This window comes from Kluyvera ascorbata ATCC 33433 (assembly GCF_000735365.1).
GTDB lineage: Bacteria > Pseudomonadota > Gammaproteobacteria > Enterobacterales > Enterobacteriaceae > Kluyvera > Kluyvera ascorbata.
This window is the reverse complement of the sequence record NZ_JMPL01000027.1, coordinates 18233-43515: the sequence shown is the minus strand read 5'-3', so window position 1 is coordinate 43515 and position 25283 is coordinate 18233. Positions and strand designations below refer to the sequence as shown.

The following is a 25283-nucleotide window of genomic DNA, read 5'->3' as shown; positions in this document are numbered from 1 at the left end:
TGTTGATAATCAACAGGATGACGTACTTATTGTCCGACAGCGACAGCAGCGCGGCGGAAATCTCCTGCGGCAGCCCCACCAGCGTCATTACCGATCCAAACGCCGCGGCGAAAGCAATCAGCACCATCACCATGGTAACGGTTTTAATGGTGCGGTGAATCAGCTTAGGAAAGTCCTTGAGCTTATATTCGCGATAGATGAAGAAGGTGACAAACATCGCCCAGATACAGGCAATTGCACCTGATTCCGTCGGCGTGAAGAAGCCGGAGAGAATGCCGCCGGAGATGATCACGATGGTAATCAGCCCCCAGATAGCGTCCGAGGCTATCTTTATCTTGCGCTTCAGTTCGACCCGTTCCTCTTTCGGGTAGTTATTTTTACGCGCGGCAATCAGACACATGACGATAAGCGTCACGCACAGCACCAGCGTCGGGATGATCCCGGCAAGGAACATCGCCGGAATGGTCACCGCCGCGGTATTCGCCACGATAGCAAACAGCACCGAGTTATGACTCGGCGGCACGAGGATCGCTTGTACCGAGGCGCTGGCGGTCAGCACCGCGCCGAATGAGCGCGGGTAACCTTTACGCTCCATTTCCGGGATCAATACCGATCCGATCGAGGCGGTATCCGCCACCGATGACCCGGAGATGGCGCCAAACAGCGTCGAAGCGAGAATATTCACCAGCGACAAGCCACCGCGTATCCAGCCCACAAATAAGCCGGCAAAGTCCACCAGCCGCCGTGCCATACCGCCTTCCGCCATTATCGCGCCGGCAAAAACGAAGAACGGAATCGTCAGCAGGTTAACGTTATCGGTACTGTGGAAAATGGTGATGATAAGCCCGTCGAGGGAGAAATCAGCGAAGGCAGTGACCACAACCGCGGTCAAGCCAACGGCGTAGGCAACCGGCATACCAATCGCCATTAACGTCACGAAGGTGACGACAAAAATAATCAGCGTTAAGTCCATTATTCTCGCTCCTTAGTGGCCGACTTTCGGCGAGCCAAACTGCACCAGCTCACGATGCGTTTGTGGGCCGCACAGCAGTTTTTCAACCACGAACAGCAGCGTAAAGAACGAGCCCAGCGGAATTGGCAGATGGGTTATCCCGGAGGTTAAAAACGGCAAAGACGGCACCACATCTTCCCAGGCATCCATACAACCGATGATCCCCCAGCGGATGATAAACAGACAGGTCGCGAGCATCGCCAGATCGACAAACACCGCCAGCCCTTTCTTCATCGATGGGTTGATATGATCGACCAGCATGGTGATCGCAATATGGCTGCCAGCTCGATAGGCCGCCGCGGCCCCCACGAAGGAGAAAGTGATCATACAGATCTGAGATAAAGGCTCCGGCCAACTGGTTGAGGCGTGTGGCAGAAAGCTCATCCACTCGGGAAAGTCAGGACGGAAGCGGGCATAGATCCCCACCAGATAAATAAACGTCATAAATAACAGGCTGATCCCTGACAGCCAGATACACATCCGATACACAGCATCCATCGCCAGGACATAGTAATTTTTCATTGTTATCCCCAGATCAAAACGGGCAGACCAACCCACGCTGGCCCGCCGCTAAGTGGATTATTTGGTGTCCTGAATTTGCTGCATTAAGTCGCTGAACTGCTTGCCGTATTTCTCGCGAACCGGTGCAGTGGCATCAACAAATGGCTTTTTGTCTACCGGAAGGAATTTGACGCCCTGGCTTTGCAGGCGCTGTTTGGATTTCTCCACGTACTCCGCCCACAGCACGCGCTCTTCCGCCTGGGCTTCTTTTGCCAGCTTCATGATCAGCGCCTGATCGTCCGCCGAGAGTTTGCTCCATTTACGCTTAGAGAAGGCAAGGACTTCCGGGATCATAAAGTGTTCGGTGAGATCGAAATATTTGGTCCCGGCCACCACGTAGTTTTCGGTATCAAAGGTCGGTTCGTTGTTTTCCGCAGCGTCAATCACCCCGGTTTGCAGGCTGGCAAAGACATCGCCGACCGGCAGGACGATCGGGTTCGCGCCCAGCGCTTTAAAGGTATCGAGGCCGATCGGATTGTTTTGCAGACGGATCTTCACCCCTTTCAGATCGTCGAGGCTGGTGATCGGCTTTTTGGTGATCAGGCTGCGCGAGCCCGCGTCCATCCAGCCAAGGAAGACCAGGCCAAGGTTGCTGTCGGAGATCTCTTTGGCCAGCGTGTTGCCAATATCGCCATCCAGCACTTTGTGCTGATGATCGGTATCGCGGAACACAAACGGCATGTTGAAGACGCTCACCTGAGGAAGGATGCCACCGACCGGGGCCATGGAAACGCGCAGAATATCGATAGCGCCCGCACGGGTTTTCTCGAGCGTAGTGCTCTCGTCACCCATCTGACCGCTCGGGAACATGCGGATGGACAGTCGCCCGTCGGTTTGTTGGCTGAGTTTTTCACCCATATGAATCACCGCCGCCGTGGTCGGATAGTCAGCCGGGTGTACATCTGAAGCGATGAACACCGTTTTTGCCATCGCCGCCGCAGACCCCATCAGTAACGAGAAAGATAAAACGCTTACTGCCAGTTTTCTTCTTAACATAGACGATTCTCTTTTGATTAAAGATAAAATTCACCATGCGAATCAATTGCCAGCACAGATTGACGTCCATGTTCAGAAGTATGTTTTATATCCAGCGGAAGAATATGGTAGAAGTCATACAACTAAAATGTGACCTGTCATACCAAATTTTAAAATGGCATTTCAGAAAGCGTAGAAATTAGAATTGAATCGATTAATTAAGGGGCGGTTCAGGCAATAAAAAAGGAGACGCAAGCGTCTCCTTTTTTATTGTAGGCCGGGTAAGCGAAGCGCCACCCGGCAATTTATCAGGCTTCCAGCTCCGCCATGTCGCCTTTTTCCTGCAGCCAGTTACGGCGGTCTTCCGAACGCTTCTTGGCCAGCAGCATGTCCATGGTGGCATCGGTCTGCTGCTCATCTTCATCGGTGATGTACAGCTGCACCAGGCGGCGGGTATTCGGATCAAGCGTGGTTTCGCGCAGCTGCATCGGGTTCATTTCACCCAGACCTTTAAAGCGCTGTACGTTCGGCTTGCCTTTCTTGCGCTTAAGCTGCTCCAGCACGCCCGCTTTTTCCTCTTCGGTCAGGGCGTAGTATACCTCTTTGCCCAGATCGATACGGTACAGCGGTGGCAGCGCCACGTAAACGTGACCTTCTTTCACCAGCGCACGGAAGTGCTTCACAAACAGCGCGCACAGCAGCGTCGCGATGTGCAGACCATCGGAGTCCGCATCCGCGAGGATACAGATCTTGCCGTAGCGCAGCTGGCTGAGATCCGAACTGTCCGGATCGATACCGATCGCCACGGAAATATCGTGCACCTCCTGCGAGGCCAGCACTTCATCAGAAGAGACTTCCCAGGTGTTGAGGATTTTACCTTTGAGCGGCATGATCGCCTGATATTCACGATCGCGCGCCTGTTTGGCAGAACCGCCTGCGGAGTCACCTTCGACGAGGAACAGTTCGGTGCGAGCGAGATCCTGCGCGGTACAGTCGGCCAGTTTACCCGGCAGCGCCGGGCCGCTGGTGAGCTTTTTACGCACCACTTTTTTCGCCGCGCGCAGACGACGCTGGGCGCTAGAGATAGCCATTTCGGCCAGCAGTTCAGCGGCCTGAACGTTCTGGTTCAGCCACAGGCTGAAGGCATCTTTCACCACGCCGGAGACAAACGCCGCGCACTGACGGGAAGAGAGACGCTCTTTCGTCTGCCCGGCGAACTGTGGATCCTGCATTTTCACCGACAGCACGTAGGCGCAGCGGTCCCAGATATCTTCCGCCGACAGCTTCACGCCGCGCGGCAGAATGTTGCGGTATTCGCAGAACTCGCGCATTGCGTCGAGCAGGCCCTGACGCAGACCGTTAACGTGCGTCCCGCCCTGCATGGTCGGGATAAGGTTGACGTAGCTTTCGGTCAGCAGTTCGCCGCCTTCCGGCAGCCACAGCAGCGCCCAGTCGACCGCTTCAGTATCGCCAGAGAAGTTACCGACAAACGGTTTTTCCGGCAGCAGAGGCAGGCCATTCACGGCTTCGCAGAGATAGTCGTTCAGACCGTCGGCGTAGCACCAGGTCTGTTCGGTGTCGTTTACTTTGTCTTTAAAGACGATTTCAACGCCAGGGCAGAGTACCGCTTTCGCTTTCAGCAGGTGGCTTAAGCGGGAAACGGAAAAACGCGGGCTGTCGAAGAAGCTTTCATCCGGCCAGAAGTGGACGCTGGTCCCGGTATTGCGTTTGCCGCAGGTACCGGTCACGTGCAGGTCTTCAACCTTGTCGCCGTTTTCAAAGGCAATGGTGTAGATCTGACCATCGCGGCGTACGTTCACCTCAACGCGCTTTGACAGGGCGTTAACCACCGAGATCCCCACGCCGTGCAGGCCGCCGGAGAACTGGTAGTTTTTGTTGGAGAACTTACCGCCCGCGTGCAGACGGCAGAGGATCAGCTCAACGGCGGGCACGCCCTCTTCCGGGTGGATATCGACGGGCATACCGCGGCCGTCGTCAATCACTTCCAGTGATTGATCGGCATGAAGAATAACCTCAACACGCTTTGCGTGCCCGGCAAGCGCTTCATCCACACTGTTATCAATCACTTCCTGACCAAGGTGGTTAGGACGTGTGGTATCTGTGTACATCCCCGGGCGGCGGCGAACCGGCTCAAGCCCGGTGAGTACCTCAATGGCATCAGCGTTATAAGAAGATTGCGTCATGATCTATTCGTAGGTAGTTGGCGTTGCTTAATGCAACCCCAGGAAATCGATAATCTGTGTGAAGTGATCTTCAAAGCCGGTAAATGCGTGATTACCGCCCTCCTCTACCGTTTGTCGGCAGGAGGCGAAATAGTCCACGGCCTGGCGGTAATCAAGCACTTCGTCGCCGGTCTGCTGAAGCAACCAGATAAGATCCGGCGCCTCCAGTGGGTCAATTTGCATGACTTTGAGATCGTAAATATGGCGTGACTCTAGCACATATTGCTGCCCGGTGTAGGGATTCTCGTTCGGGCCGAGGAAATTCACCAGCAGCTCGAACGGGCGTATCGCCGGGTTCACGACCACGGCTGGCAGCATGTAGCATTGAGACAGCCAGGTGGCGTAATAACCGCCCAGAGATGACCCCACAATGCCCAGCGGCTCACCGCCATATTCCAGCACCAACGCTTCAAGCATCTCCGCAGCTTCCGCCGGGTAAGCCGGTAGCTGGGGAATAACCATGTTCACGTCGGGATAGTGCTCCGCCAGCCACTGCTTAAGCGCAGTAGCCTTGGCAGACCATGGAGAACTGTTGAATCCGTGCAGATAAAGAAGCGTCGCCATCAATAGCCTTCAGATGCGGTATCAGGATGGAATTCGCACCCGGCAAGACGGCAAACTTCGGTGGTTAATGAACCATCGGCATGCAGCTCCAGCCAGCGCCATCCAGGGGAAACGGTATCCAGCGTGAAGTTGGCGCAGTGCGGCTTAAACTGCACGCAGGTTGATGGCGTCGCCATGATACGACGGCCATTCCAGTCAACGTCGAGCTCCTGATGGATGTGTCCACAAAGCAGGTTTTTCACGCGCGGATAGCGTACCAGCACGTTATCCAGCGAAGCGGCGTTACGCAGGCTGTGTTGATCGAGCCAGCTGCAACCCGCCGGCAGCGGATGGTGGTGCAGCAATAGCAGCGTGTGTCGTTCCGGTGCTTCAGCGAGTCGTTTCTCGAGCCACTCGAGTTGGAAATCGCTTAGTTCGCCGTGAGGCACGCCAAAGACCTGACTATCCAGCAGTAGGATCTGCCAGTGCTCGCCTACCATTACGCGCTTGGCCGGGGAGATCCCCGCGTCCTGAAGCGTGCTGTACATGGATGGCTGGAAGTCATGGTTACCCGGCAACCAAACGCAGGGCGCAGAAAAGCTCGCGATGCCATCAGCAAAGTGCTGATAGGCCGCGGATGAGTGATCCTGTGCTAAATCGCCCGTCGCAACCACCAGGTCTGCGTCGCGCGCCGAGGCATGAATCGCCTGCAAAACAGCGTGATAGCTTTCCCAGGTGTTCACGCCTAACAGCGTTTCGTCTTTCTTAGCAAACAGGTGAGTATCAGTAATTTGCAGTACCCTGACACTGGCCCCACCAGCCAGAGGAAGGTTTAAAAGGCTTTCCAAATGGTGTCCTTAGGTTTCACGATGCAAACATACACATCATCCTTTCATGCTGCGTCATCGCTGGCAGCGCCTCAGACACAACCTGAAAGGTGCTATGTACAAACCGGAATCGCCATCGCTCCATGTGCTAAACAGTATCTTAGCCAATCAGCTAAAAACTGATTAATTTGATGCTTTTCGTCGCGTTGATGCAACTTTTTATTTGGATAATCATATCGCGCTTTGAAGCGAAAGATCTGCTGACTTGAACACACTTCAGCCACCATCGCATCGTGATACAGCCGTACGCTCATCGATGGCAGGCTCCAGTAGCTCACCGCCGGGTACGTCTGTTCAATTGTGACCAACGTAGTGTAGCGAGTTGATTCCGTTATCGTTAACCGATATTGCGCATTGGCCACCTGATAGTTCACCATTTCGCCGGCTTCATCAACGCGCGGCAGTAATCGACGTAATTGTGCGAAGTTGGTTTCGCACAGGCGCATCATTTCAGGGAAGTCAGGTGTATAACGCTTCATTTGATCCACTCTTTTCGTAAGTCCTGATAATGCAGCTGTAGCCATTGCAAAGCGATGACAGACGCTGCGTTGTCAATTTTTCCCTCTTCAACACATTGATAAGCGTACTCCCGGCTTACCACATGAACCCGGATATCTTCGTGTTCATCCGCCAGGCCATGAATACCTTTGGCCGTTGTTGCATCCACTTCACCGACCATAATGGTCAGGCGCTCGCTGGTGCCGCCAGGGCTTGCCAGATAACTCAGACACTCTTTAACCCGACCGAGTTCAAGACCAGCTTCTTCTTTTGATTCGCGGCGAGCCACGTCTTCTACGCTCTCGCCCTCTTCAATCATGCCGGCAACCATTTCCAGCAAATAGGGTGTCTCACTGGTGTCGTAAGCCGCAATGCGAACTTGCTCAATCAGCACCACTTCATCACGCACTGGGTCAAAGGGTAGCAAGACTGCAGCGTGACCGCGCTCAAAAATTTCGCGTCGAACTTCACCGCTCATCTCACCGTTAAATAAACGATGGCGAAAACGGTACACATCTATTGAAAAAAAACCGCGATATACTGTTTCTCGTGCAATAATTTCTACATCGTTTTTCGAGAGGGTAACCACCGGGTTACATGATTTTGTCATGGCCTTGCCTATGCTGTAATTGTGGTGAAATCGTGGATTTAAAGTCCGTTTATCTTAGGTTCCACACTCTCTGTGGTAGATTGGTGCAAATTAACGCCAGATGGCACATTACGACAACTTTTTAACGTGGCAGACTCTGGTACAATCGGCGAATATTTTTTCTGTGAATTAGATCAGCGCTAAGCTTCACAACAAGGAATGCACATGCAAATGAAGAAATTGCTCCCCATCCTTATTGGTCTGAGCCTTACGGGTTTCAGTACAATGAGCCAGGCAGAGAACCTGTTACAGGTCTATCAGCAGGCACGTACCAGTAACCCAGATCTCCGTAAATCAGCAGCAGACCGCGATGCTGCATTCGAAAAGATCAACGAAGCGCGTAGCCCGCTGTTACCGCAGTTGGGTTTGGGTGCCGATTATACCTATACCAATGGCTTCCGCGACAGCAACGGCGTGAACTCCAACGTGACCAGCGGTTCACTGCAGTTAACGCAGTCGCTGTTCGATATGTCTAAATGGCGCGCTCTGACCCTGCAGGAAAAAGCAGCAGGCATTCAGGACGTCACCTACCAGACCGATCAGCAGACGTTGATCCTGAATACCGCCACCGCGTACTTTAACGTGCTGAGCGCGATTGACTCGCTCTCCTACACCGAAGCGCAGAAACAAGCGATTTACCGCCAGTTGGATCAAACCACTCAGCGCTTTAACGTTGGCCTCGTGGCGATTACCGACGTGCAGAACGCCCGTTCACAGTACGATACCGTACTGGCGAACGAAGTAACCGCGCGTAACAACCTCGACAACGCCGTTGAAGCGCTGCGTCAGGTCACCGGTAACTACTACCCAGAGCTGGCTTCTCTGAACGTCGACAGCTTTAAAACCGACAAGCCGCAGGGCGTTAACTCGCTGCTGAAAGAAGCGGAAAACCGCAACCTTTCGCTGCTTCAGGCTCGTCTGAACCAGGATCTGGCGCGTGAACAGATTCGCCAGGCGCAGGACGGCCACCTGCCGACGCTGGATTTAACCGCCTCTACCGGGGTGTCCAACACCTCTTACAGCGGTTCTAAAACCAACAGTTCACAGTACAACGACAACGATGCTGGCCAGAACAAAATTGGCCTGAGCTTCTCCCTGCCGCTGTACCAGGGCGGGATGGTTAACTCGCAGGTGAAACAGGCGCAGTACAACTTCGTCGGCGCGAGCGAGCAGCTGGAAAGCGCGCACCGCTCCGTCGTACAGACCGTGCGTTCCTCCTTCAACAACATCAACGCCTCTATCAGTAGCATCAACGCCTATAAACAGGCCGTTGTCTCTGCACAGAGCTCTTTAGACGCGATGGAAGCGGGTTACTCCGTGGGTACGCGTACTATCGTTGACGTGTTGGATGCGACCACCACGCTGTATAACGCGAAGCAACAGCTCTCCAGCGCGCGTTATAACTACCTGATCAACCAGCTGAATATCAAAAATGCGCTGGGTACGCTCAACGAGCAGGATCTGCTTGCGCTGAACAATACGCTGGGTAAAAACGTTGCCACGTCTACCGACAGCGTTGCACCGCAGAACCCGCAGCAGGACGCCTCGGCGGACGGCTACACCTCTCCGGCGACCAGCAAAGCGCGTCTGCGCTAAGGCTTCACGCCGTACCGAAAAGGGTCCGCTTTATGCGGGCCCTTTTTTTATTCTCTTGCGCTAACGTAAGGCAACGTAAAGATCCGCCGCTTTACGCCCTTCTTCGCTTCATTTTCAACCACTCATCCACTATCCTGAGCGTTATTGCAATACCACTCTACTGGGTCCAGGAAGAACACAATGAAACGGACGAACAATATTCAACACGCCGCCTTTCGTAAAAGCTGGGGCGCGCGTCACCTCACTCCGGTCGCATTAGCCGTTACTGCGGTATTCATGCTGGCGGGCTGTGAAAAAACTGACGAAACCGTCACGCTGTATCAGAACGCGGACGACTGCTCTGCGGCAAATCCGGGCAAAAGCGCCGAGTGTAAAACCACCTTCGATAACGCCCTGAAAGAAGCCGAACGTACCGCGCCGAAATACGCCAGCCGTGAAGACTGCGTGGCTGAATTTGGCGAAGGCCAATGTCAGCAGGCACCTGCACAGGCAGGCATGGCACCAGCCAGCGGTGAAAACCAGGCGCAGGCTCAAAGCAGCGGCAGCTTCTGGATGCCGCTGATGGCGGGCTACATGATGGGCCGTATGATGAGCGGCGGCATGGGTGGCTACCAGCAGCAGCCGGTCTTCACCTCGAAGAATCCATCCAGCCCGGCCTACGGTAAGTACACCGATGCCAGCGGTAAAAATTATGGTGCTGCGCAGCCGGGTCGTTCGATGAACGTACCGAAAACCGCTATGGCGCCAAAACCGGCGACCACCAGCACCGTGACCCGCGGCGGCTTCGGTGAGTCCGTTGCCAAGCAGTCCACCATGCAGCGTAGCGCATCAGGCACCACCACCCGTTCAATGGGCGGCTAATTAACATGGAAAGAATCAGCATTACTGAACGCCCGGACTGGCGTGAAAAGGCGACGGAGTACGGCTTCAACTTTCACACCATGTACGGCGAGCCGTACTGGAGCGAAGAAGCCTACTACAAGCTGACGCTGGCGCAGGTTGAAAAACTGGAAGAAGTCACCGCTGAACTGCATCAGCTGTGCCTGAAAGTGGTTGAGCGCGTCATCGCCAGCGATGAGCTGATGGCGAAGTTCCGCATTCCGAAGCACACCTGGACCTTCGTGCGCCAATCATGGCAAACACAGCAGCCGTCGCTCTACTCGCGCCTCGATCTCGCGTGGGATGGCACCGGTGAACCGAAGCTGCTGGAAAATAACGCCGATACCCCAACCTCACTGTACGAAGCCGCGTTCTTCCAGTGGATCTGGCTTGAAGATCAGATCAACGCAGGCAACCTGCCAGAAGGCAGCGATCAGTTCAACAGCCTGCAGGAAAAGATCATCGAGCGCTTCAACGTGCTGCGCGAACAGCACGGTTTCCAGCTACTGCACCTGACCTGCTGTCAGGACACCGTAGAAGATCGCGGTACCGTGCAATACCTGCAAGACTGCGCCGCTGAAGCGGGCGTGGCGACCGAGTTCCTCTATATTGATGAGATCGGTCTGGGCGAGAAAGGTCAGTTTACCGATCTTCAGGATCAGGTTATCAGTAACCTGTTCAAGCTCTACCCGTGGGAATACATGCTGCGCGAGATGTTCTCCACCAAGCTCGAAGACGCTGGCGTGCGCTGGCTGGAGCCGGCCTGGAAGAGCATTATCTCTAACAAAGCGCTGCTGCCGCTGCTGTGGGAAATGTTCCCGGATCACCCGAACCTGCTGCCGGCCTACTTTGCCGAAGACAATCATCCGGAGATGGACAAATTCGTGGTGAAGCCGATCTTCTCCCGCGAAGGCGCCAACATTTCGATCGTTGAGAACGGCAAAACCATCGAGCAGGTGGAAGGGCCTTACGGCGAAGAAGGAATGATTGTGCAGCAGTTCCATCCGCTGCCGAAGTTTGGTGATAGCTACATGTTGATTGGCAGTTGGCTGATTAACGACGAACCGGCCGGGATTGGCATTCGTGAGGACAGAGCGCTGATCACGCAGGATCTGTCACGCTTCTATCCCCACATTTTCGTTGAATAATTGCTAGCCGATTAATACCGACAGCATACTCAGGGAGCCCATTTCGATACCGTCTACCGGGATCGTGATGGGCTCTTCGCCATCCCAGGCACCCAGCACATAAAGCAGCGGCAGGAAGTGATCCGCCGTTGGGTTCGACAGCGAACCGCCTTCGTGTGACAGATAGTTCACCAGCGGATGCTGGTCTACCGGCCCTTTCCAGCCCAGGTTTGCCTTCACATAATCGTTGAACGATGTCGCCCATGGATAAGGCGTTGAATCACCGTGCCATTTCGCCGTACGCAAGTTATGCACAACGTTGCCACTCGCCACCAGCATGATGCCTTCATCACGCAGGCTTGCCAGCTTACGACCCATTTCAAAGTGCCACGCCGCCGGTTTTGTGCTGTCGATACTCAGCTGCACCATAGGGATATCCGCATTCGGGTACATCTTAATCAGCACGCCCCAGGAGCCGTGGTCAAAGCCCCAGGCTTCTTTGTCCAGCGCCACCGGAACAGGAGCCAGCAGCTCTACCAGCTTCTGCGCCAGCGCCGGGGAGCCCGGAGCCGGGTAATGGGTATCGTAAAGCGCCTGCGGAAAGCCGCCGAAATCATGAATCGTTTTCGGGGTTTCCATCGCCGTCACGCCCGTGCCGCGGGTAAACCAGTGCGCAGACACCACCACGATCGCTTTCGGACGCGGTAAGGTTTCGCCCAGGTGCTGCCAGGTACGGGTATAGAGGTTATCTTCCAGTACGTTCATCGGGCTACCGTGACCTAAAAACAGTGCTGGCATTCGGCTACGAGACATGATGTTATCCTTCCAGAGGGAATAATTGAATAACACCACATTAACCTGTTTTCAGTGAGGATAAACTCAGATAAGCGTGATGATGATCTTCAGAAAATTTGAATGTAAGGATGAAGTAAAGATTAACGTCGCCTCTCGCCAGCCGCGACGATTTTCAATATCATGAATGATAATCATTATCATAAGGAGTAAGCGATGTCGGTACCGCTGATTCTGACATTACTGGCAGGAGCTGCCACCTTTATCGGTGCAATTCTCGGGGTAATCGGGCAAAAACCGTCCAACCGGGTACTCGCCTTTTCACTCGGCTTTGCTGCCGGGATCATGCTGCTTATTTCCCTGATGGAGATGTTGCCTGCTGCGCTGAGCGCGGAAGGCATGTCACCGATGCTAGGCTATGGCATGTTTGTGGTGGGGTTACTGGGCTACTTTGCGCTCGATCGCGCCCTACCGCACGCGCATCCGCAGGATTTGATGCAGAAAAACACCCAGCCGCTGCCGCGCAATATTCGCCGCACCGCCGTTCTGCTGACCCTTGGCATCAGCCTGCACAACTTCCCGGAAGGCATCGCGACCTTCGTCACTGCCAGCAACAATCTCGAGCTAGGCTTTGGTATCGCACTCGCCGTAGCACTGCACAATATTCCTGAAGGGCTGGCGGTCGCCGGGCCGGTGTATGCCGCAACGGGTTCAAAGCGTAAAGCGGTTTTCTGGGCGGGGATTTCCGGTATGGCGGAAATACTGGGCGGCGTGCTGGCGTGGGCGATTCTCGGCAGCATGGTGTCACCGGTGCTGATGGCCTCGATTATGGCGGCGGTCGCCGGGATTATGGTCGCCCTTTCCGTGGATGAACTCATGCCGCTGGCCAAAGAAATAGACCCTAACAATAACCCAAGCTACGGCGTCCTGTGCGGAATGTCGGTGATGGGAATGAGCCTGGTGATTCTGCAATCGATGGGCATTGGCTGACGACAGACAATAAAAAAGCCCGGTGCGTATCGCAAACCGGGCTTTATCACGTAGGCCGCTAAAATCAGCTGGCTTTACGCTCGTGCTCACGACGGTATGCCACCAGGTCTTCAATGGTGACCAGCGCCATATTGTGTTCTTTCGCAAACTTGATGCATTCTGGCGCACGCGCCATGGTGCCGTCGTCGTTGGTCAGTTCACACAGTACGCCAGCCGGTTTAAAACCTGCCAGAGAAACCAAGTCGATCGTCGCTTCCGTGTGACCACCACGGGTCAGCACGCCACCCGGCTGCGCGCGCAGTGGGAAAACGTGGCCAGGACGGTTCAGGTCGGAAGGTTTCGCGTTGTCGGCAATTGCCGCGCGAACGGTAGTCAGACGGTCAGCGGCGGAAACGCCGGTGGTCACGCCGTGAGCCGCTTCGATAGTGACGGTAAAGCCGGTGCCGTAAGCGCTGGTGTTGTTTTCTACCATCATCGGCAGATCCAACTGTTTACGACGTTCGTCGGTGAGACACAGACAAACGATGCCGCTACCGTGACGGATAGTCAGCGCCATTTGTTCAACGGTCATGTTTTCGGCGGCAAAGATCATGTCGCCTTCGTTCTCGCGATCTTCGTCGTCCAGCACCATCGCACCGCGACCTTCGCGCAGAGCAATCAGCGCGTTTTCAACGCGTTCGAACGGAGTACCAAAAGAGGAAAGTAGCGTCTGATTCATGGTAAAAAAACCTCATTAATATTATGGTTACCAGAATCAGGGCAGTCTTAGGAGTGCCGATAAACGGCAAATGGATAACGCGAGCGGGCTCTTGACCCAACTGAATCGTTACTCTCTCCCATCCGGACTCTAACCGTCGGCCCCGGAATTACACCGGATCTGCTGACCTTCCCATGTTCATAGGAAGCGCTCGCGGGCTTTCAGCCAATCCTTCGAATTTCACGCTGCCGCTGCGTTGGCTGCCTTCGCTCACACCAGTCATTTAGTTGACTAAACTCCTGGTGACTCGCTCAGTTGCCGCCTTGCTGCAACGCGAACTTCTTTGGATGTTGCTGATTTACCGCCGGTGGGGAATTTCGCCCCGCCCTGAGAATAAGCGTACTTACTATAACGCCAATGACTATCTTCGGCAATGCATAAGCTTCGAACAATTCTGGTTTATCGCACCGGGATAAGACACTACAATAACGTTCATGCCGACAGAATCAGGGAACAAGAGATGATCGACCCGAAAAAAATTGAACAAATCGCCCGCCAGGTCCACGAATCCATGCCGAAAGGCCTGCGTGAGTTCGGGGATGATATTGAAAAGAAAGTTCGTCAGGTGATCCAGTCACAGCTGACGCGTCTTGATGTGGTGAGCCGTGAAGAGTTTGACGTGCAGACTCAGGTTCTGCTGCGTACACGTGAGAAGCTGGCGCTGCTGGAACAGCGGATTAGCGAGCTGGAAAACCGCGCTGCGGCACCGGTCGTAGACGACAAAGAGTAAGAATACAGCCCCCTCACCCCGGCCCTATCCCCCACGGGGGGAGGGTTAGGGTGAGGGGGAAATTTAGCGCACTACTTCTCGCTATCTTTCTGAATCTTCTTGATAATATTGGTCGTAGAACAACCATCTTCAAAGTTCAGCACCAGCACTTCACCGCCATTCGCCCACACTTCTTCGCTACCGGCAATTTGCTCTGGCTTATAGTCGCCGCCTTTGACCAGACGATCCGGCAGGATCTCGGCAATCAGACGCTGCGGGGTGTCTTCTTCAAACGATACGACCCAGTCCACGGACTCCAGCGCGCCCAACACAATCATGCGCTGATCCAGCGGGTTAACCGGGCGGGTTTCACCTTTCAGACGTTTGGTAGAAGCGTCGCTGTTTACCGCAACAATCAGACGATCGCCCAACTTACGCGCGTTAGCCAGATAGGAGACGTGCCCCGCGTGCAGAATATCGAACACGCCGTTGGTCATCACCACTTTCTCGCCACGACGACGGGCAGCGGCAACCGCATTTTTCAGCTCTTCTTCGCTCATTACGCCAAAACCGGTATCCGCGCGACCGCGCACAGCATTCTCCAGTTCGATTGGCGAAACGGTAGAAGTACCCAGTTTGCCCACAACGACACCCGCCGCAGCGTTAGCAAAGAAGCAGGCCTCTTCCAGCGTTTTGCCAGAGGCCAACGTCGCCGCCAGTACACCGATAACGGTATCGCCTGCACCGGTCACATCGTACACTTCCTGAGCCTGCGTTGGCTGATGCAACGGCGCTTTGCCCGGCTGCAGCAGCGTCATACCCTGCTCGGAACGTGTCACCAGCAGCGCAGCGAGATCGTAATCAGCAATCAGCTTCATGCCCCGTTCAACGATCTCCGCTTCGTCCTTGCACTTACCAACCACCGCTTCAAACTCAGAGAGGTTCGGCGTCAGCAGCGTTGCGCCACGATAGCGTTCGAAATTGGTGCCCTTCGGATCGATAAGAACTGGCACATTTGCTTTGCGCGCCAGCTGAATCATCTGCTGAACGCTTTCCAGCGCGCCTTTAGCGTAGTCAGACAGTACCAGTGCGCCTACGCTCGGCAAACTGCTCTGAATGCGGTCATGCAGCGGCTGTGGATCAACGCCGGCAAAGCCTTCTTCAAAGTCCAGACGAATCAACTGCTGATTACGCGACAGTACGCGCAGCTTGGTGATCGTCGGGTGCGTCGGTACGGAAACGAAGTCACATTTCACGTTGACGTCGGCCAGCGCTTTATTCAATGCGCGTGCGGCATCATCGATACCGGTCAGACCGACCAGACGTGAACCTGCCCCCAGGGACGCAATGTTCATCGCCACGTTTGCCGCGCCGCCCGGGCGTTCTTCTATAGTTTCCACCTTCACTACGGGGACCGGGGCTTCCGGGGAAATACGGCTGGTTGGGCCATACCAATAGCGATCCAGCATGACGTCGCCAACCACCATCACTCCTGCGCGTTCAAATTCCGGCAGCGTTACTTTCATTCTTGTCTCCTGAGAGAATCAAAATTTTGGCGCGATAATAGCACATTTCACGGTTGAACCAGCCACTTCTGCCAACTGGCACTGACTAGTTCACGCTCCCGCACGAAGCTTGATAAATCGACATTTCCCGGCAGCTCCTGAAGCGCCAGGTGATGTAACGCATCGCGCAACGTGGTGTAGGCACGGGTGAGTGCCTGTGCTTCGTGCTCGTCCATAATGTCGTTTTGCGCTAGCAGTTCGAGAATCCGCACGTTATCCGACCAACGGGTCAGCTTCGGCTTCTCGTGGGCATAGCGCAGCACCAGATACTGGGTGATAAATTCAATATCCGTTATCCCACCCGCATCGGTTTTAATATCAAAACGGTCGCGCTGCTTGCCGCCCAGATGCGCGCGCATTTTTTCACGCATCTCGCGCACTTCGGTTTGCAGCGCCGCGCTTTCACGCGAAGTGGTCAGAATACGTCGACGGATCTCGTCGAACTGCTGCTGCAGCTGCGGGTCGCCGTAGACCACGCGGGCGCGCACCAGCGCCTGATGCTCCCAAGTCCACGCTTCGTTTTGCTGATAATCAGCAAACGATTCAGCGGTGGTTACCAGCATACCCGCCGCGCCGGAGGGGCGCAGACGCGCATCGACTTCATACAGAATGCCAGACGAAGTACGCGTGCTGAACAGGTGCATAATGCGCTGCGCCAGACGCAGATAGAACTGACGACCGTCGATTTCCCGTTCGCCGTCGGTCATGGCGTCCATCGGGCAGTCGTGCAGGAAGACCAGATCCAAATCTGAGCTATAGCCCAGCTCCCATCCGCCGAGCTTGCCGTAACCAATCACTGCAAACCCGCGCCCGTGACGCTCCCGAAGATGGGTTGGCTGTCCATAGCGCGCCACCATCTGCACCCACGCCTGCTGGACCACGGCATCAATCATCGCTTCCGCAAGCCAGGTTAAGTGGTCGCTGACCTTCATCACCGGCAACGTACCGGCGATATCGGCGGCGGCAATGTGCAGCAACTGCGCCTGCTTAAACTGACGCAGGGCTTCCAGCTGCTGCTCTTCGTCCTCTTCCGGTACGCGCAGCAGATACTGACGCAGCTCGTCACGATAAGCATCGGTCGCCGTCGGCTGATAGAGCGTGTTCGGGTCAAGCAGCTCATCCAGCAGCAGCGGGTAGCGCGCAAGCTGGCTTGCCACCATCGGCGACGCGGCGCACAGGCGGATAAGATGCTTTAAGGTGCCGGGGTATTCGCTTAATAGTTCGAGGTAAGTGGTACGAGTAACAATGCCGCTCAGCAGCGGAGTAATGCGCGTAAGCAATACCGTGGCATCTTCACGCGAGCACACTTCGCTCAGCAGATGCGGCATCAGCGAGTCCAGTACCTGACGCCCACGCGGGCCAATGGTGCGCTTATCCAGTTCTTTACGGAAGTCGGCAATCTGCGACAGCACGCGGTGGCGGTCGTCGTTGCTCAGATGCACCAGCCCCGACGGAGAATCATCTTCCTGCAGGGTATCCTGCCATAGCTCACGCCAGGACTCCGAAAGCTGTTCTTCCTGCGAGGGCTCTTCATCGTCGCCGATAAGCTCGTTAAAGACGCGACGCACTTCCGCCATCAAAGTATCCAGCCGCTCGGTCAGCGAGGCCCAATCGGAAAAATGCATTCCCCACGCCAGACGGGCGCGGTTGAGGTCATCGCCAGGCAGCGTCTGCGTCTGTTCGTCGTTGATGCTTTGCAGCAGGTTTTCAAGGCGGCGTAAGAATAGATACGCCTCACGCAGCGCCTGCGCGTCGGTTTCCGACAGCAGATTCAGGGCTTCAATGGCTTTGAGCGTTGGCAGCAGCGAGCGGCTTTGCAGCGTCGGCTCACGCCCGCCGCGGATCAGCTGAAAGACCTGAACGATAAACTCGATTTCGCGAATGCCGCCCGCGCCAAGCTTGATGTTATCTTTCAAACCCCGGCGGCGTACTTCGCGGGTGATCATCCCTTTCATATTACGCAGCGACTGGATCACGCTAAAGTCGATATAGCGGCGGAAGACAAACGGCCGCAGCATGGCCCGCAGCTCGCTGGTGTACACGCCGTCGTCATCGCCCATGATCCGCGCTTTAACCATGGCATAGCGCTCCCAGTCACGCCCCTGCTCCTGGTAATAATCTTCCAGCGCGGCAAAGCTCAGCACCAGCGGGCCGCTGTCGCCAAACGGCCGCAGGCGCATATCAACGCGGTAGACGAAACCGTCCTGCGTCGGTTGATCCAGCACCTTAATCAGGCGCTGGCCGAGGCGGGTAAAGAACTGGGCGTTATCCAGTTCGCGACGCCCGCCCTGGGTACTGCCGTGTTCTGGCCAGGCAAAGATCAGGTCGATATCGGAGGAGAAATTCAGCTCTCCGCCGCCCAGCTTGCCCATCCCGAGGATCAGCAGCGGCTGCGGCACACCATCCGCGCTGCACGGCGTGCCCCAATCGCGACAGCAGGCCTCGTAGAGCCAGTTGCGCGCGTTGACGATCAGCGTTTCCGCCAGATGGCTCAACTGCTGGAGCGTATCTTCTTCGGAGACCTGCGACAGCGCCTGCGCCCAGGCAATGCGTACCATCACCCGGCGGCGAAACAGCCGCAAGACGCGCATCAGCGCCGTTTCATCGTACACCTCAGCCAGCTCCGCCTGGAGCCAACCCGCATATTGCCGCCACTCATCCGCCTGCGGCGGGTCGCTTTCTAACGACGCCAGCCACTCGGGGTGCGCCGTTACACTTTGCTGAACAAAATCACTAAAGGTGAAAACAGCCTGCGCTTCAACGCCAAGCGACCCGATAGGAAAATCATCCGGGGCTCGCTCAACGAGCGTTTGCCAGTGCTGCTGTAACTGCGAAGAAAGCGGCGTCATACGCGGGTTCCCTGAAGTTAATTAACGTTTTCCGCTGTGTAGCCAGAATGGCTCGACCGACAGAGCCTCATTACGGAAATGTTCAATTTCGATGTGTTGGCGAGTTTCAATCGCGTGGCGCAAGCCCTGCCAGTTCGCCAGCCAGCGTTCAGCCTGGTCGGTATCGTAATAACCCGCCAGCAGTTGAACGGTGTTGATATCGCGGATCAGACGCGGCAGTTGATCGCCGTAAGCATCACCCAACGGGTAAGCAAAAACGGTGCGCAGCTCAGCGGCCTGACGAGAAAGATGAATATCGGCAAAGCGCTTAAATGAGTCGGCCATTTTGGCTTCTGCTTTAGCGTCCAGGAATGCCTCCCAGCCGCGCAGTACCAGCCATTCGGTGTAAGCAAGCTTCGTCAGCGCCGTCTCACGGCTGAATACCACGTCGTGTGCGGATGCCTCGCTCGCCATCAGCGCATCAATCTGGGTTAGCCCATCGCGCAGCGCGGCGCTGGCCTTACGCGGCACAATGCCGCCAAACAGCGTCAGAATATGGCGCACCAGGCCCAGCGCATTCAGCACTTCCACTTTTGCCTTTTTGTTGCCGCGCAGCCACAGTTCTTCGTGGTACTGCCAGTGGGCGAGCGCTTTTTCCAGCGCAGCTTCCAGCGCCTGGCCTACCGTCGCTTTCGGCGGCAGTGAAAGAATGCTCAGCGGTTTCATCGCGCGCGCTTCATTGCCCTGCGCCAGATGGTATCCGCGAGCGGCTTTGCTCAGGCTGCCTTGACGCAGCAGGCCGGTTTCCGCCAGCTGTTTCGCCAGCGCCAGCACGTCGGCGGTCTCGCCGTTCAGCAGTTCAAGCTCCAGTTCGCAGATAGCTTCCTGATGCTCACCGGCTTTAACGTCGCCCAGATCCAGCGCGACCTCAATGCGGCTTTTCCCCTGTGACACCACCCATTTCTCGCGAAGGAAATCGGTGCTGAACAACGGCTGCACCTGCTCCGCTAGCCCTTCCGGCATCTCACCGTTCGGCCAGACTTCTGCTGGCAGCTTATCGAGCGCCAGCTCGGGAGTACTGATATCAATATTGTATTCCGGGCGCTGGTGCAGCCCGCCCACGGTGCGCCCGGCGATTTTCATCGTCATCTCATAGCGACCGTTATCGCCGCGAATGCGCAGCCCCATATCGTGGCGGCGCAGCCAGTTATCGGCGGTTTCGTAGTAGATATTCAGTAACTGAGTTGCAGGCGTGTGCTCTGCATCGAGGGTGTTAAGGTGGTTACGCAGCGTCTCAACGCCAGCGTTATCGACAATAAATTTTAATTCGATTTCTTGAGCCATGATTGAATTCTTGTGGTTTCGTTGCCCGGAAATACCTTTGTGGCGAACTTACAGGTATTCTTTTTGTCAGTAGATAGTATTTTGCGACAAATTGCCATGCAATGCGCAATTTGTCGGGCTAATCGCTGATGGCGTTTTTTCCTCCTGGAGGATTCTGATTGCCGCAGAATGCTTTGCGTCGTCAGACTGTTGCCACTACTATCGTTCCACTTTTATGACAAAAACGATGATCTGATGCCAAAATTACGCTTAATTGCCATTACTTTACTGACACTTACCGCTTCCACCATCGCGCACGCTGATGAAAAGCGCTACGTTTCCGACGAATTGAACACCTGGGTCCGCAGCGGCCCGGGTGATAACTACCGCCTGGCAGGCACGGTGAATGCGGGCGAAGAAGTGACCCTGCTGCAGACCAACGATGCGACCCAGTACGGCCAGGTTCGCGACAGCAACGGCCGCACCGCCTGGATCCCGCTGAAAGAACTGACCGCTACGCCTAGCCTGCGTACCCGAGTGCCGGATCTGGAAAATCAGGTCAAAACCCTGACCGATAAGCTCAACAATATCGACACCACCTGGAACCAGCGCACCGCAGAAATGCAGAAAAAGGTCGCCCAGAGTGATAGCGTGATTAATGGTTTAAAAAATGAAAACCAGAAGCTAAAGAATGAGCTTATTGTCGCGCAGAAAAAAGTGAACGCCGCTAACCTGCAGCTGGATGACAAACAACGCACCATCATTATGCAGTGGTTTATGTACGGTGGCGGTGTGCTGGGTATGGGCTTGCTCCTGGGTCTGGTTCTGCCGCACATCATTCCGAGCCGTAAGCGTAAAGATCGCTGGATGAACTAACCCCGATTCGCGTTCTCAGTGCTTCTTTCGTATTATCCAGAAAGAATAATGTCGAGGAGAAGCGTGGCGTGAAGAGTTATCTGGTCGGTGGTGCAGTTCGGGACGGGTTGTTAGGACTACCGGTCAAAGATAAAGATTGGGTGGTGGTTGGCGCTACGCCACAGCAAATGCTCGACGCGGGCTACCAGCAGGTAGGCCGCGATTTCCCTGTATTCCTCCACCCAGAAAGCCACGAAGAGTACGCGCTTGCCCGCACCGAGCGTAAATCGGGCTCGGGCTATACCGGCTTTACCTGCTATGCCGCGCCGGACGTCACGCTGGAGCAGGACCTGCTGCGCCGCGATTTAACCGTCAACGCGCTGGCTCAGGATGCCGACGGTACGATTATCGACCCTTACGGTGGCCAGACCGACCTCCAGCAGCGCATTCTGCGCCACGTTTCCCCGGCTTTCGGTGAAGACCCACTTCGCGTGCTGCGCGTCGCGCGCTTTGCCGCGCGCTATGCCCATCTGAGTTTCCGTATTGCCGATGAAACCATGACGCTGATGCGCGAAATGACCGACGCTGGCGAGCTCGCCCATCTGACGCCAGAACGCGTATGGAAAGAAACAGAAAATGCGCTCGGCACGCGTAACCCACAGGTGTTCTTCCAGACGCTTCGCGACTGCGGCGCGCTGAAGGTTTTATTCCCGGAAATTGATGCACTGTATGGCGTACCGGCACCAGAAAAATGGCATCCGGAAATTGATACCGGCGTGCATACGTTAATGACGTTGACGATGGCAGCAATGCTGAGCCCGGAAATTGATGTGCGCTTCGCCACGCTGTGCCACGATTTAGGCAAAGGCCTCACGCCAAAAGAATTCTGGCCGCGTCATCATGGCCACGGCCCGGCGGGCGTGAAGCTGGTTGAACAGCTCTGCCAGCGCCTGAAGGTACCCAACGAGATGCGCGACCTGGCAAAGCTGGTTGCCGAGTTCCACGACCTCATCCATACCCTGCCTATTCTGCAACCCAAAACGCTGGTGAAGCTGTTTGACTCGATCGACGCCTGGCGTAAACCACAGCGCGTTGAACAGATTGCGCTGACCAGCGAGGCTGACGTGCGGGGTCGAACCCACTTTGAAGCCTGTGACTATCCGCAAGGGCGCTTGCTCCGCGAAGCCTGGCTGGCGGCGAAAGCCGTGGGTAATAAAGAAGTTATCGACGATGGCTTTAAAGGGCCGGAGATTCGTGAAGAACTGACGCTCCGTCGTATTCTGGCGGTAGCAAACTGGAAGGAAAAGCGCTGCCCTCAGCCCAAAGACTGAGGGCTCTTCATCAGAAGAAGACCACGTAGACGGCGGCCGCCACAATGAAGCGGTAGATAGCGAACGGAATAAACGAAATCCGCTTCACGAGCTGCAGGAAGGTTTTAATCGCCACCAGCGCAACCAGGAAAGCCATCACAAAACCTACCGCAAACATCGGGATGTCGGCGGCGGTCAGGAAGTGCCAGCTCTTGTAGAGATCCAGCACCGTCGCGCCCATCATCATCGGCACCGCCAGCAAGAACGAGAACTCAGAGGCCGCGTAGCGACTCACGCCCATCAGCATACCGCCGGAAATCGTCGCCCCGGAGCGGGAGAAGCCTGGCCACAGCGCGAGACACTGGAAGCAGCCAATCGCAAAGGCCTGACGGTAGCTCATATCATCAATGCCCACCGCGCTTGGTTTTTTCGGCTTCAGCAGCTCGGCGGCGATTAACAGCAGGCCGCCCACAATCAGGGCGTACATCACGTTAACCGGATTAAACAGCGATTTAATTTTATCGTGCAGCACTAATCCCAGTACCACCGCGGGGATCATGCCAAGCAGAATATGAATCAGCGATAAACGCCCGGAGCCTTCACCTTCGTGAACCGGCGGACGCCCGAAGTTGATGCCAATCAGCCCAAACAGGCGGCGCCAGAACATCACCACCACGGCCAGAATCGAACCTAGCTGGATAACCACTTCAAAGGTATCCGCCGTTTCTCCTTCAAACCCCAGTAGGTGACCTACGATTATCATATGTCCGGTACTGGATACGGGCAGAAACTCCGTCAGTCCTTCGACCACACCCAAAATTGCCGCGACCAGCAGCGAGTGTATATCGCTCATTAATAAACCCTTAAAAAGTAAACAATAAAATAAACCCGGCACTATGACCGGTATAAATCACTTTGGTTTAAATAATATTACTGCTGATACTTTTATTTCAGATTATGGCCACGCTCAATAATAACGCCGACGTTCGCCGCGCGGGCGACGGCACCCGGTTTGCTCACTTTGATGCGCACCCACGGGGAGTTAAAGCGAGACATCAGCAGCTCGGCGACTTCTTCCGCCACGCGTTCGACCAACGCAAAACGGCTGCCTTCGACATGCTTAACCACCGCTTCGCTGATATCCGCGTAGCTCAGGCAGTCATCCACGTTGTCGCTGGCGGCGGCTTTACGGTTATCCCAGCCTAATTCGATATCGAACACCAGCTTCTGTTCAATGGTTTGTTCCCAGTCATAAACACCAATAGTGGTGATTACCGAAAGTTGCTCTATAAATACAATATCCATCACGACCTGCTTGGTTTTAGGCTAAACCGGATACCACTTCCGGCGAATTATGCGTATTATCCACAGATGCAGAGAATACTTCGACATTTTCAAAATGGAACAGCGTTATGAGTGCAATCGAGCCTGGAATGATCCTCCTCGCCTACCTTTGCGGCTCAATTTCCAGCGCCATTCTGGTCTGCCGCATCGCGGGGTTACCTGACCCTCGCGCCAGTGGTTCCGGTAATCCCGGGGCCACTAACGTGTTACGCATCGGCGGAAAAGGCGCAGCCGCAGCCGTGCTGATTTTCGACATCCTGAAAGGGATGCTGCCCGTTTGGGGCGCGTATGCCCTTGGCCTTTCTCCATTCTGGCTAGGCCTGGTGGCGATTGCCGCCTGTCTGGGCCACATCTGGCCGGTATTTTTCCATTTCCAGGGCGGTAAAGGCGTTGCTACCGCTTTCGGCGCCATTGCGCCCATCGGCTGGGATCTCACCGGCGTGATGGCCGGGACCTGGCTGCTGACTATTTTGCTCAGCGGCTATTCTTCGCTTGGCGCCATCGTCAGCGCGCTGGTCGCGCCGTTTTACGTCTGGTGGTTTAAACCCCAGTACACCTTCCCGGTATCGATGCTCTCATGCCTGATTCTGTTACGTCATCATGACAATATCCAGCGCCTATGGCGACGTCAGGAGACAAAAATCTGGGCACGTTTGAAAAAGCGTAAGCAGAAGAAAGAAGAAGAGTAGCAGAAGAATTGACGTCGCCCGGCAGAGCTTCGCGACGCTGGGACAGCCCCGGGGTCGGCGTAAACGCCTCGCCCGGGCTACCATCGGGCATATCTTATGCGGCTGGCAGTTCAGCCAGCGGCCAGCGCGGGCGAACGGTCACACCCAGCGATTCATTCACGCCGGTTTTCAGACGCACCATCCCCGCATAGGCAATCATCGCGCCGTTATCGGTACAGAACTCAGGGCGCGCATAGAACACCTCGCCGCGACGTTTTTGCATCATTTCTGCCAGCTTCGCGCGCAGCGTACGGTTGGCGCTCACGCCGCCCGCTATCACCAGACGCTTGAAGCCGGTTTGATCCAGCGCGCGTTTGCACTTGATCATCAGCGTATCCACCACCGCATCTTCAAATGCACGGGCGATATCGGCACGAGTTTGGTCGTCAGCCGCGTTGTTACGAATGGTATTAGCCGCGAACGTTTTCAGGCCAGAGAAGCTGAAATCCAGCCCCGGGCGGTCGGTCATCGGACGCGGGAAGACAAAGCGCCCTTCCGTGCCCTGAGAAGCCAGTTTCGACAGCATCGGGCCGCCAGGGTAATCCAGACCGAGCAGCTTCGCCGTTTTATCAAAGGCTTCGCCAGCCGCATCGTCAATCGACTCACCGAGTAGCGTGTATTCACCGATACCGGTCACGCTAATCAGCTGCGTATGGCCGCCGGAAACCAGCAGCGCCACAAACGGGTATTCAGGTGGGTTATCTTCCAGCATCGGTGCCAGAAGGTGTCCTTCCATATGGTGTACAGGAATAGCCGGCACGTTCCAGGCAAACGCCAGCGAACGACCAACGGTTGCGCCAACCAGCAGCGCCCCGACCAGACCCGGGCCTGCGGTATAGGCCACAGCATCAATATCTTTCGCCGTCAAATTAGCCTCTTTTAAGGCCTCCTGAATCAGCGGCACCGTTTTACGCACGTGGTCGCGCGAAGCCAGTTCAGGCACCACGCCGCCGTAGTCAGCGTGTAATTTCACCTGACTATACAGTTGGTTGGCTAACAGACCTTTTTCGTCGTCATAAATTGCGATGCCGGTTTCATCGCAGGATGTTTCAATACCCAGTACACGCATGGCTATATTTACCTCGTTTCAATACCGCGCAGTTTAGGTTTTC

Annotated in this window: 24 protein-coding genes; 8 read left to right on the top strand and 16 right to left on the bottom strand. The window is 55.5% G+C overall.

The window, feature by feature from the left end:
* From GKAS_RS09330 to nudF, 8 genes are all read right to left on the bottom strand, one after another.
* On the bottom strand, positions 1-973 hold a 973-nt coding region (locus tag GKAS_RS09330; protein WP_035893722.1), incomplete at its 3' end, for a TRAP transporter large permease.
* 12 nt (positions 974-985) lie between these two features.
* Positions 986-1534: a TRAP transporter small permease gene (locus GKAS_RS09325; RefSeq protein WP_035893720.1), complete on the bottom strand. Its 549-nt coding sequence runs from the start codon at positions 1532-1534 to the stop codon at positions 986-988.
* Positions 1535-1591: 57 nt separating this feature from the next.
* A complete protein-coding gene (locus tag GKAS_RS09320) occupies positions 1592-2569 on the bottom strand; it encodes a TRAP transporter substrate-binding protein (protein WP_035893718.1) in 978 nt (325 codons plus the stop codon).
* Positions 2570-2856: 287 nt separating this feature from the next.
* Positions 2857-4752 carry a DNA topoisomerase IV subunit B gene (parE, locus tag GKAS_RS09315; RefSeq protein ID WP_035893717.1) on the bottom strand — a complete coding sequence of 632 codons (1896 nt, stop codon included), beginning with the start codon at positions 4750-4752 and terminating at the stop codon, positions 2857-2859.
* A 27-nt stretch (positions 4753-4779) separates the two neighbouring features.
* Positions 4780-5355 carry an esterase YqiA gene (gene yqiA, locus GKAS_RS09310; RefSeq protein WP_035893716.1) on the bottom strand — a complete coding sequence of 192 codons (576 nt, stop codon included), beginning with the start codon at positions 5353-5355 and terminating at the stop codon, positions 4780-4782.
* A complete protein-coding gene (gene cpdA, locus GKAS_RS09305; RefSeq protein WP_035893714.1) occupies positions 5355-6182 on the bottom strand; it encodes a 3',5'-cyclic-AMP phosphodiesterase in 828 nt (275 codons plus the stop codon). The genes yqiA and cpdA overlap by 1 nt, the downstream gene beginning before the upstream one ends.
* Before the next feature lie 92 nt (positions 6183-6274).
* On the bottom strand, positions 6275-6700 hold the full coding sequence (locus GKAS_RS09300; RefSeq protein WP_035893712.1) for a DUF1249 family protein: 426 nt from the start codon (positions 6698-6700) through the stop codon (positions 6275-6277).
* Positions 6697-7329 (bottom strand): ADP-ribose diphosphatase, encoded by a 633-nt coding sequence (gene nudF / locus GKAS_RS09295; protein ID WP_035893711.1) that lies wholly within the window; start codon positions 7327-7329, stop codon positions 6697-6699. Before nudF ends, GKAS_RS09300 begins: the two co-directional genes overlap by 4 nt.
* Before the next feature lie 210 nt (positions 7330-7539).
* Between nudF and tolC the strand changes: the two genes are divergently transcribed.
* The 3 genes from tolC to GKAS_RS09280 all read left to right on the top strand — a co-directional run bounded on the left by tolC (position 7540) and on the right by GKAS_RS09280 (position 10991).
* Positions 7540-8964, top strand: coding sequence for an outer membrane channel protein TolC (tolC, locus tag GKAS_RS09290; RefSeq protein WP_035893723.1), 1425 nt, complete (start codon positions 7540-7542; stop codon positions 8962-8964).
* Between the two features lie 180 nt (positions 8965-9144).
* On the top strand, positions 9145-9825 hold the full coding sequence (locus GKAS_RS09285) for a DUF1190 family protein (RefSeq protein WP_035893710.1): 681 nt from the start codon (positions 9145-9147) through the stop codon (positions 9823-9825).
* Between the two features lie 5 nt (positions 9826-9830).
* Positions 9831-10991, top strand: a complete 1161-nt coding sequence (locus GKAS_RS09280) for a glutathionylspermidine synthase family protein (RefSeq protein WP_035893708.1) — start codon at positions 9831-9833, stop codon at positions 10989-10991.
* Positions 10992-10994: 3 nt separating this feature from the next.
* Here the strand turns inward: GKAS_RS09280 and ygiD are convergent, their stop codons facing one another.
* On the bottom strand, positions 10995-11783 hold the full coding sequence (ygiD, locus tag GKAS_RS09275) for a 4,5-DOPA-extradiol-dioxygenase (protein WP_035893706.1): 789 nt from the start codon (positions 11781-11783) through the stop codon (positions 10995-10997).
* Between the two features lie 195 nt (positions 11784-11978).
* Here ygiD and zupT point away from each other — a divergent pair, with 195 nt between their 5' ends.
* Positions 11979-12752, top strand: a complete 774-nt coding sequence (zupT, locus tag GKAS_RS09270) for a zinc transporter ZupT (RefSeq protein WP_035893705.1) — start codon at positions 11979-11981, stop codon at positions 12750-12752.
* Between the two features lie 64 nt (positions 12753-12816).
* Here zupT and ribB read toward each other — a convergent pair whose 3' ends face one another.
* Positions 12817-13470: a 3,4-dihydroxy-2-butanone-4-phosphate synthase gene (gene ribB, locus GKAS_RS09265; RefSeq protein ID WP_035893704.1), complete on the bottom strand. Its 654-nt coding sequence runs from the start codon at positions 13468-13470 to the stop codon at positions 12817-12819.
* A gap of 499 nt (positions 13471-13969) precedes the next feature.
* On the opposite strand from ribB, the gene ubiK reads away from it, so the two are divergent.
* Entirely contained in the window at positions 13970-14239 is a 270-nt protein-coding gene (ubiK, locus tag GKAS_RS09260) for a ubiquinone biosynthesis accessory factor UbiK (RefSeq protein ID WP_035893703.1), read from the top strand.
* Positions 14240-14310: 71 nt separating this feature from the next.
* On the opposite strand, the gene hldE is transcribed toward ubiK, so the two are convergent.
* From hldE to GKAS_RS09245, 3 genes are read right to left on the bottom strand one after another with little or no spacing between them, the layout of a single operon-like run.
* Complete coding sequence (hldE, locus tag GKAS_RS09255; RefSeq protein WP_035893702.1) at positions 14311-15744, bottom strand: bifunctional D-glycero-beta-D-manno-heptose-7-phosphate kinase/D-glycero-beta-D-manno-heptose 1-phosphate adenylyltransferase HldE; 1434 nt, start codon at positions 15742-15744, stop codon at positions 14311-14313.
* 47 nt (positions 15745-15791) lie between these two features.
* Entirely contained in the window at positions 15792-18632 is a 2841-nt protein-coding gene (glnE, locus tag GKAS_RS09250; RefSeq protein ID WP_035893700.1) for a bifunctional [glutamate--ammonia ligase]-adenylyl-L-tyrosine phosphorylase/[glutamate--ammonia-ligase] adenylyltransferase, read from the bottom strand.
* Between the two features lie 21 nt (positions 18633-18653).
* Positions 18654-19955 carry a CYTH domain-containing protein gene (locus GKAS_RS09245; RefSeq protein ID WP_035893698.1) on the bottom strand — a complete coding sequence of 434 codons (1302 nt, stop codon included), beginning with the start codon at positions 19953-19955 and terminating at the stop codon, positions 18654-18656.
* A gap of 234 nt (positions 19956-20189) precedes the next feature.
* Between GKAS_RS09245 and GKAS_RS09240 the strand changes: the two genes are divergently transcribed.
* Both GKAS_RS09240 and GKAS_RS09235 read left to right on the top strand, forming a co-directional pair.
* Positions 20190-20810: a TIGR04211 family SH3 domain-containing protein gene (locus GKAS_RS09240; protein WP_035893696.1), complete on the top strand. Its 621-nt coding sequence runs from the start codon at positions 20190-20192 to the stop codon at positions 20808-20810.
* Between the two features lie 68 nt (positions 20811-20878).
* A complete protein-coding gene (locus GKAS_RS09235) occupies positions 20879-22120 on the top strand; it encodes a multifunctional CCA addition/repair protein (RefSeq protein ID WP_035893694.1) in 1242 nt (413 codons plus the stop codon).
* A 10-nt stretch (positions 22121-22130) separates the two neighbouring features.
* On the opposite strand, the gene bacA is transcribed toward GKAS_RS09235, so the two are convergent.
* Entirely contained in the window at positions 22131-22952 is an 822-nt protein-coding gene (gene bacA, locus GKAS_RS09230; RefSeq protein ID WP_035893692.1) for an undecaprenyl-diphosphate phosphatase, read from the bottom strand.
* 92 nt (positions 22953-23044) lie between these two features.
* Positions 23045-23404: a bifunctional dihydroneopterin aldolase/7,8-dihydroneopterin epimerase gene (folB, locus tag GKAS_RS09225; RefSeq protein WP_035893690.1), complete on the bottom strand. Its 360-nt coding sequence runs from the start codon at positions 23402-23404 to the stop codon at positions 23045-23047.
* Positions 23405-23511: 107 nt separating this feature from the next.
* On the opposite strand from folB, the gene plsY reads away from it, so the two are divergent.
* Entirely contained in the window at positions 23512-24132 is a 621-nt protein-coding gene (plsY, locus tag GKAS_RS09220) for a glycerol-3-phosphate 1-O-acyltransferase PlsY (RefSeq protein WP_035893688.1), read from the top strand.
* A gap of 94 nt (positions 24133-24226) precedes the next feature.
* Here the strand turns inward: plsY and tsaD are convergent, their stop codons facing one another.
* Complete coding sequence (gene tsaD / locus GKAS_RS09215) at positions 24227-25240, bottom strand: tRNA (adenosine(37)-N6)-threonylcarbamoyltransferase complex transferase subunit TsaD (protein WP_035893686.1); 1014 nt, start codon at positions 25238-25240, stop codon at positions 24227-24229.
* Positions 25241-25283: the final 43 nt, after the last annotated feature.

Coding starts and splice junctions, on each gene's coding strand:
- GKAS_RS09325 (WP_035893720.1), bottom strand. CDS start 1,534: ATGAAAAATTACTATGTCCTGGCGATGGATGCTGTGTATCGGATGTGT.
- ubiK (WP_035893703.1), top strand. CDS start 13,970: ATGATCGACCCGAAAAAAATTGAACAAATCGCCCGCCAGGTCCACGAA.
- bacA (WP_035893692.1), bottom strand. CDS start 22,952: ATGAGCGATATACACTCGCTGCTGGTCGCGGCAATTTTGGGTGTGGTC.
- zupT (WP_035893705.1), top strand. CDS start 11,979: ATGTCGGTACCGCTGATTCTGACATTACTGGCAGGAGCTGCCACCTTT.
- parE (WP_035893717.1), bottom strand. CDS start 4,752: ATGACGCAATCTTCTTATAACGCTGATGCCATTGAGGTACTCACCGGG.
- GKAS_RS09320 (WP_035893718.1), bottom strand. CDS start 2,569: ATGTTAAGAAGAAAACTGGCAGTAAGCGTTTTATCTTTCTCGTTACTG.
- nudF (WP_035893711.1), bottom strand. CDS start 7,329: ATGACAAAATCATGTAACCCGGTGGTTACCCTCTCGAAAAACGATGTA.
- tolC (WP_035893723.1), top strand. CDS start 7,540: ATGAAGAAATTGCTCCCCATCCTTATTGGTCTGAGCCTTACGGGTTTC.
- GKAS_RS09300 (WP_035893712.1), bottom strand. CDS start 6,700: ATGAAGCGTTATACACCTGACTTCCCTGAAATGATGCGCCTGTGCGAA.
- glnE (WP_035893700.1), bottom strand. CDS start 18,632: ATGACGCCGCTTTCTTCGCAGTTACAGCAGCACTGGCAAACGCTCGTT.
- GKAS_RS09280 (WP_035893708.1), top strand. CDS start 9,831: ATGGAAAGAATCAGCATTACTGAACGCCCGGACTGGCGTGAAAAGGCG.
- tsaD (WP_035893686.1), bottom strand. CDS start 25,240: ATGCGTGTACTGGGTATTGAAACATCCTGCGATGAAACCGGCATCGCA.
- plsY (WP_035893688.1), top strand. CDS start 23,512: ATGAGTGCAATCGAGCCTGGAATGATCCTCCTCGCCTACCTTTGCGGC.
- GKAS_RS09240 (WP_035893696.1), top strand. CDS start 20,190: ATGCCAAAATTACGCTTAATTGCCATTACTTTACTGACACTTACCGCT.
- yqiA (WP_035893716.1), bottom strand. CDS start 5,355: ATGGCGACGCTTCTTTATCTGCACGGATTCAACAGTTCTCCATGGTCT.
- folB (WP_035893690.1), bottom strand. CDS start 23,404: ATGGATATTGTATTTATAGAGCAACTTTCGGTAATCACCACTATTGGT.
- hldE (WP_035893702.1), bottom strand. CDS start 15,744: ATGAAAGTAACGCTGCCGGAATTTGAACGCGCAGGAGTGATGGTGGTT.
- GKAS_RS09285 (WP_035893710.1), top strand. CDS start 9,145: ATGAAACGGACGAACAATATTCAACACGCCGCCTTTCGTAAAAGCTGG.
- ygiD (WP_035893706.1), bottom strand. CDS start 11,783: ATGTCTCGTAGCCGAATGCCAGCACTGTTTTTAGGTCACGGTAGCCCG.
- ribB (WP_035893704.1), bottom strand. CDS start 13,470: ATGAATCAGACGCTACTTTCCTCTTTTGGTACTCCGTTCGAACGCGTT.
- GKAS_RS09245 (WP_035893698.1), bottom strand. CDS start 19,955: ATGGCTCAAGAAATCGAATTAAAATTTATTGTCGATAACGCTGGCGTT.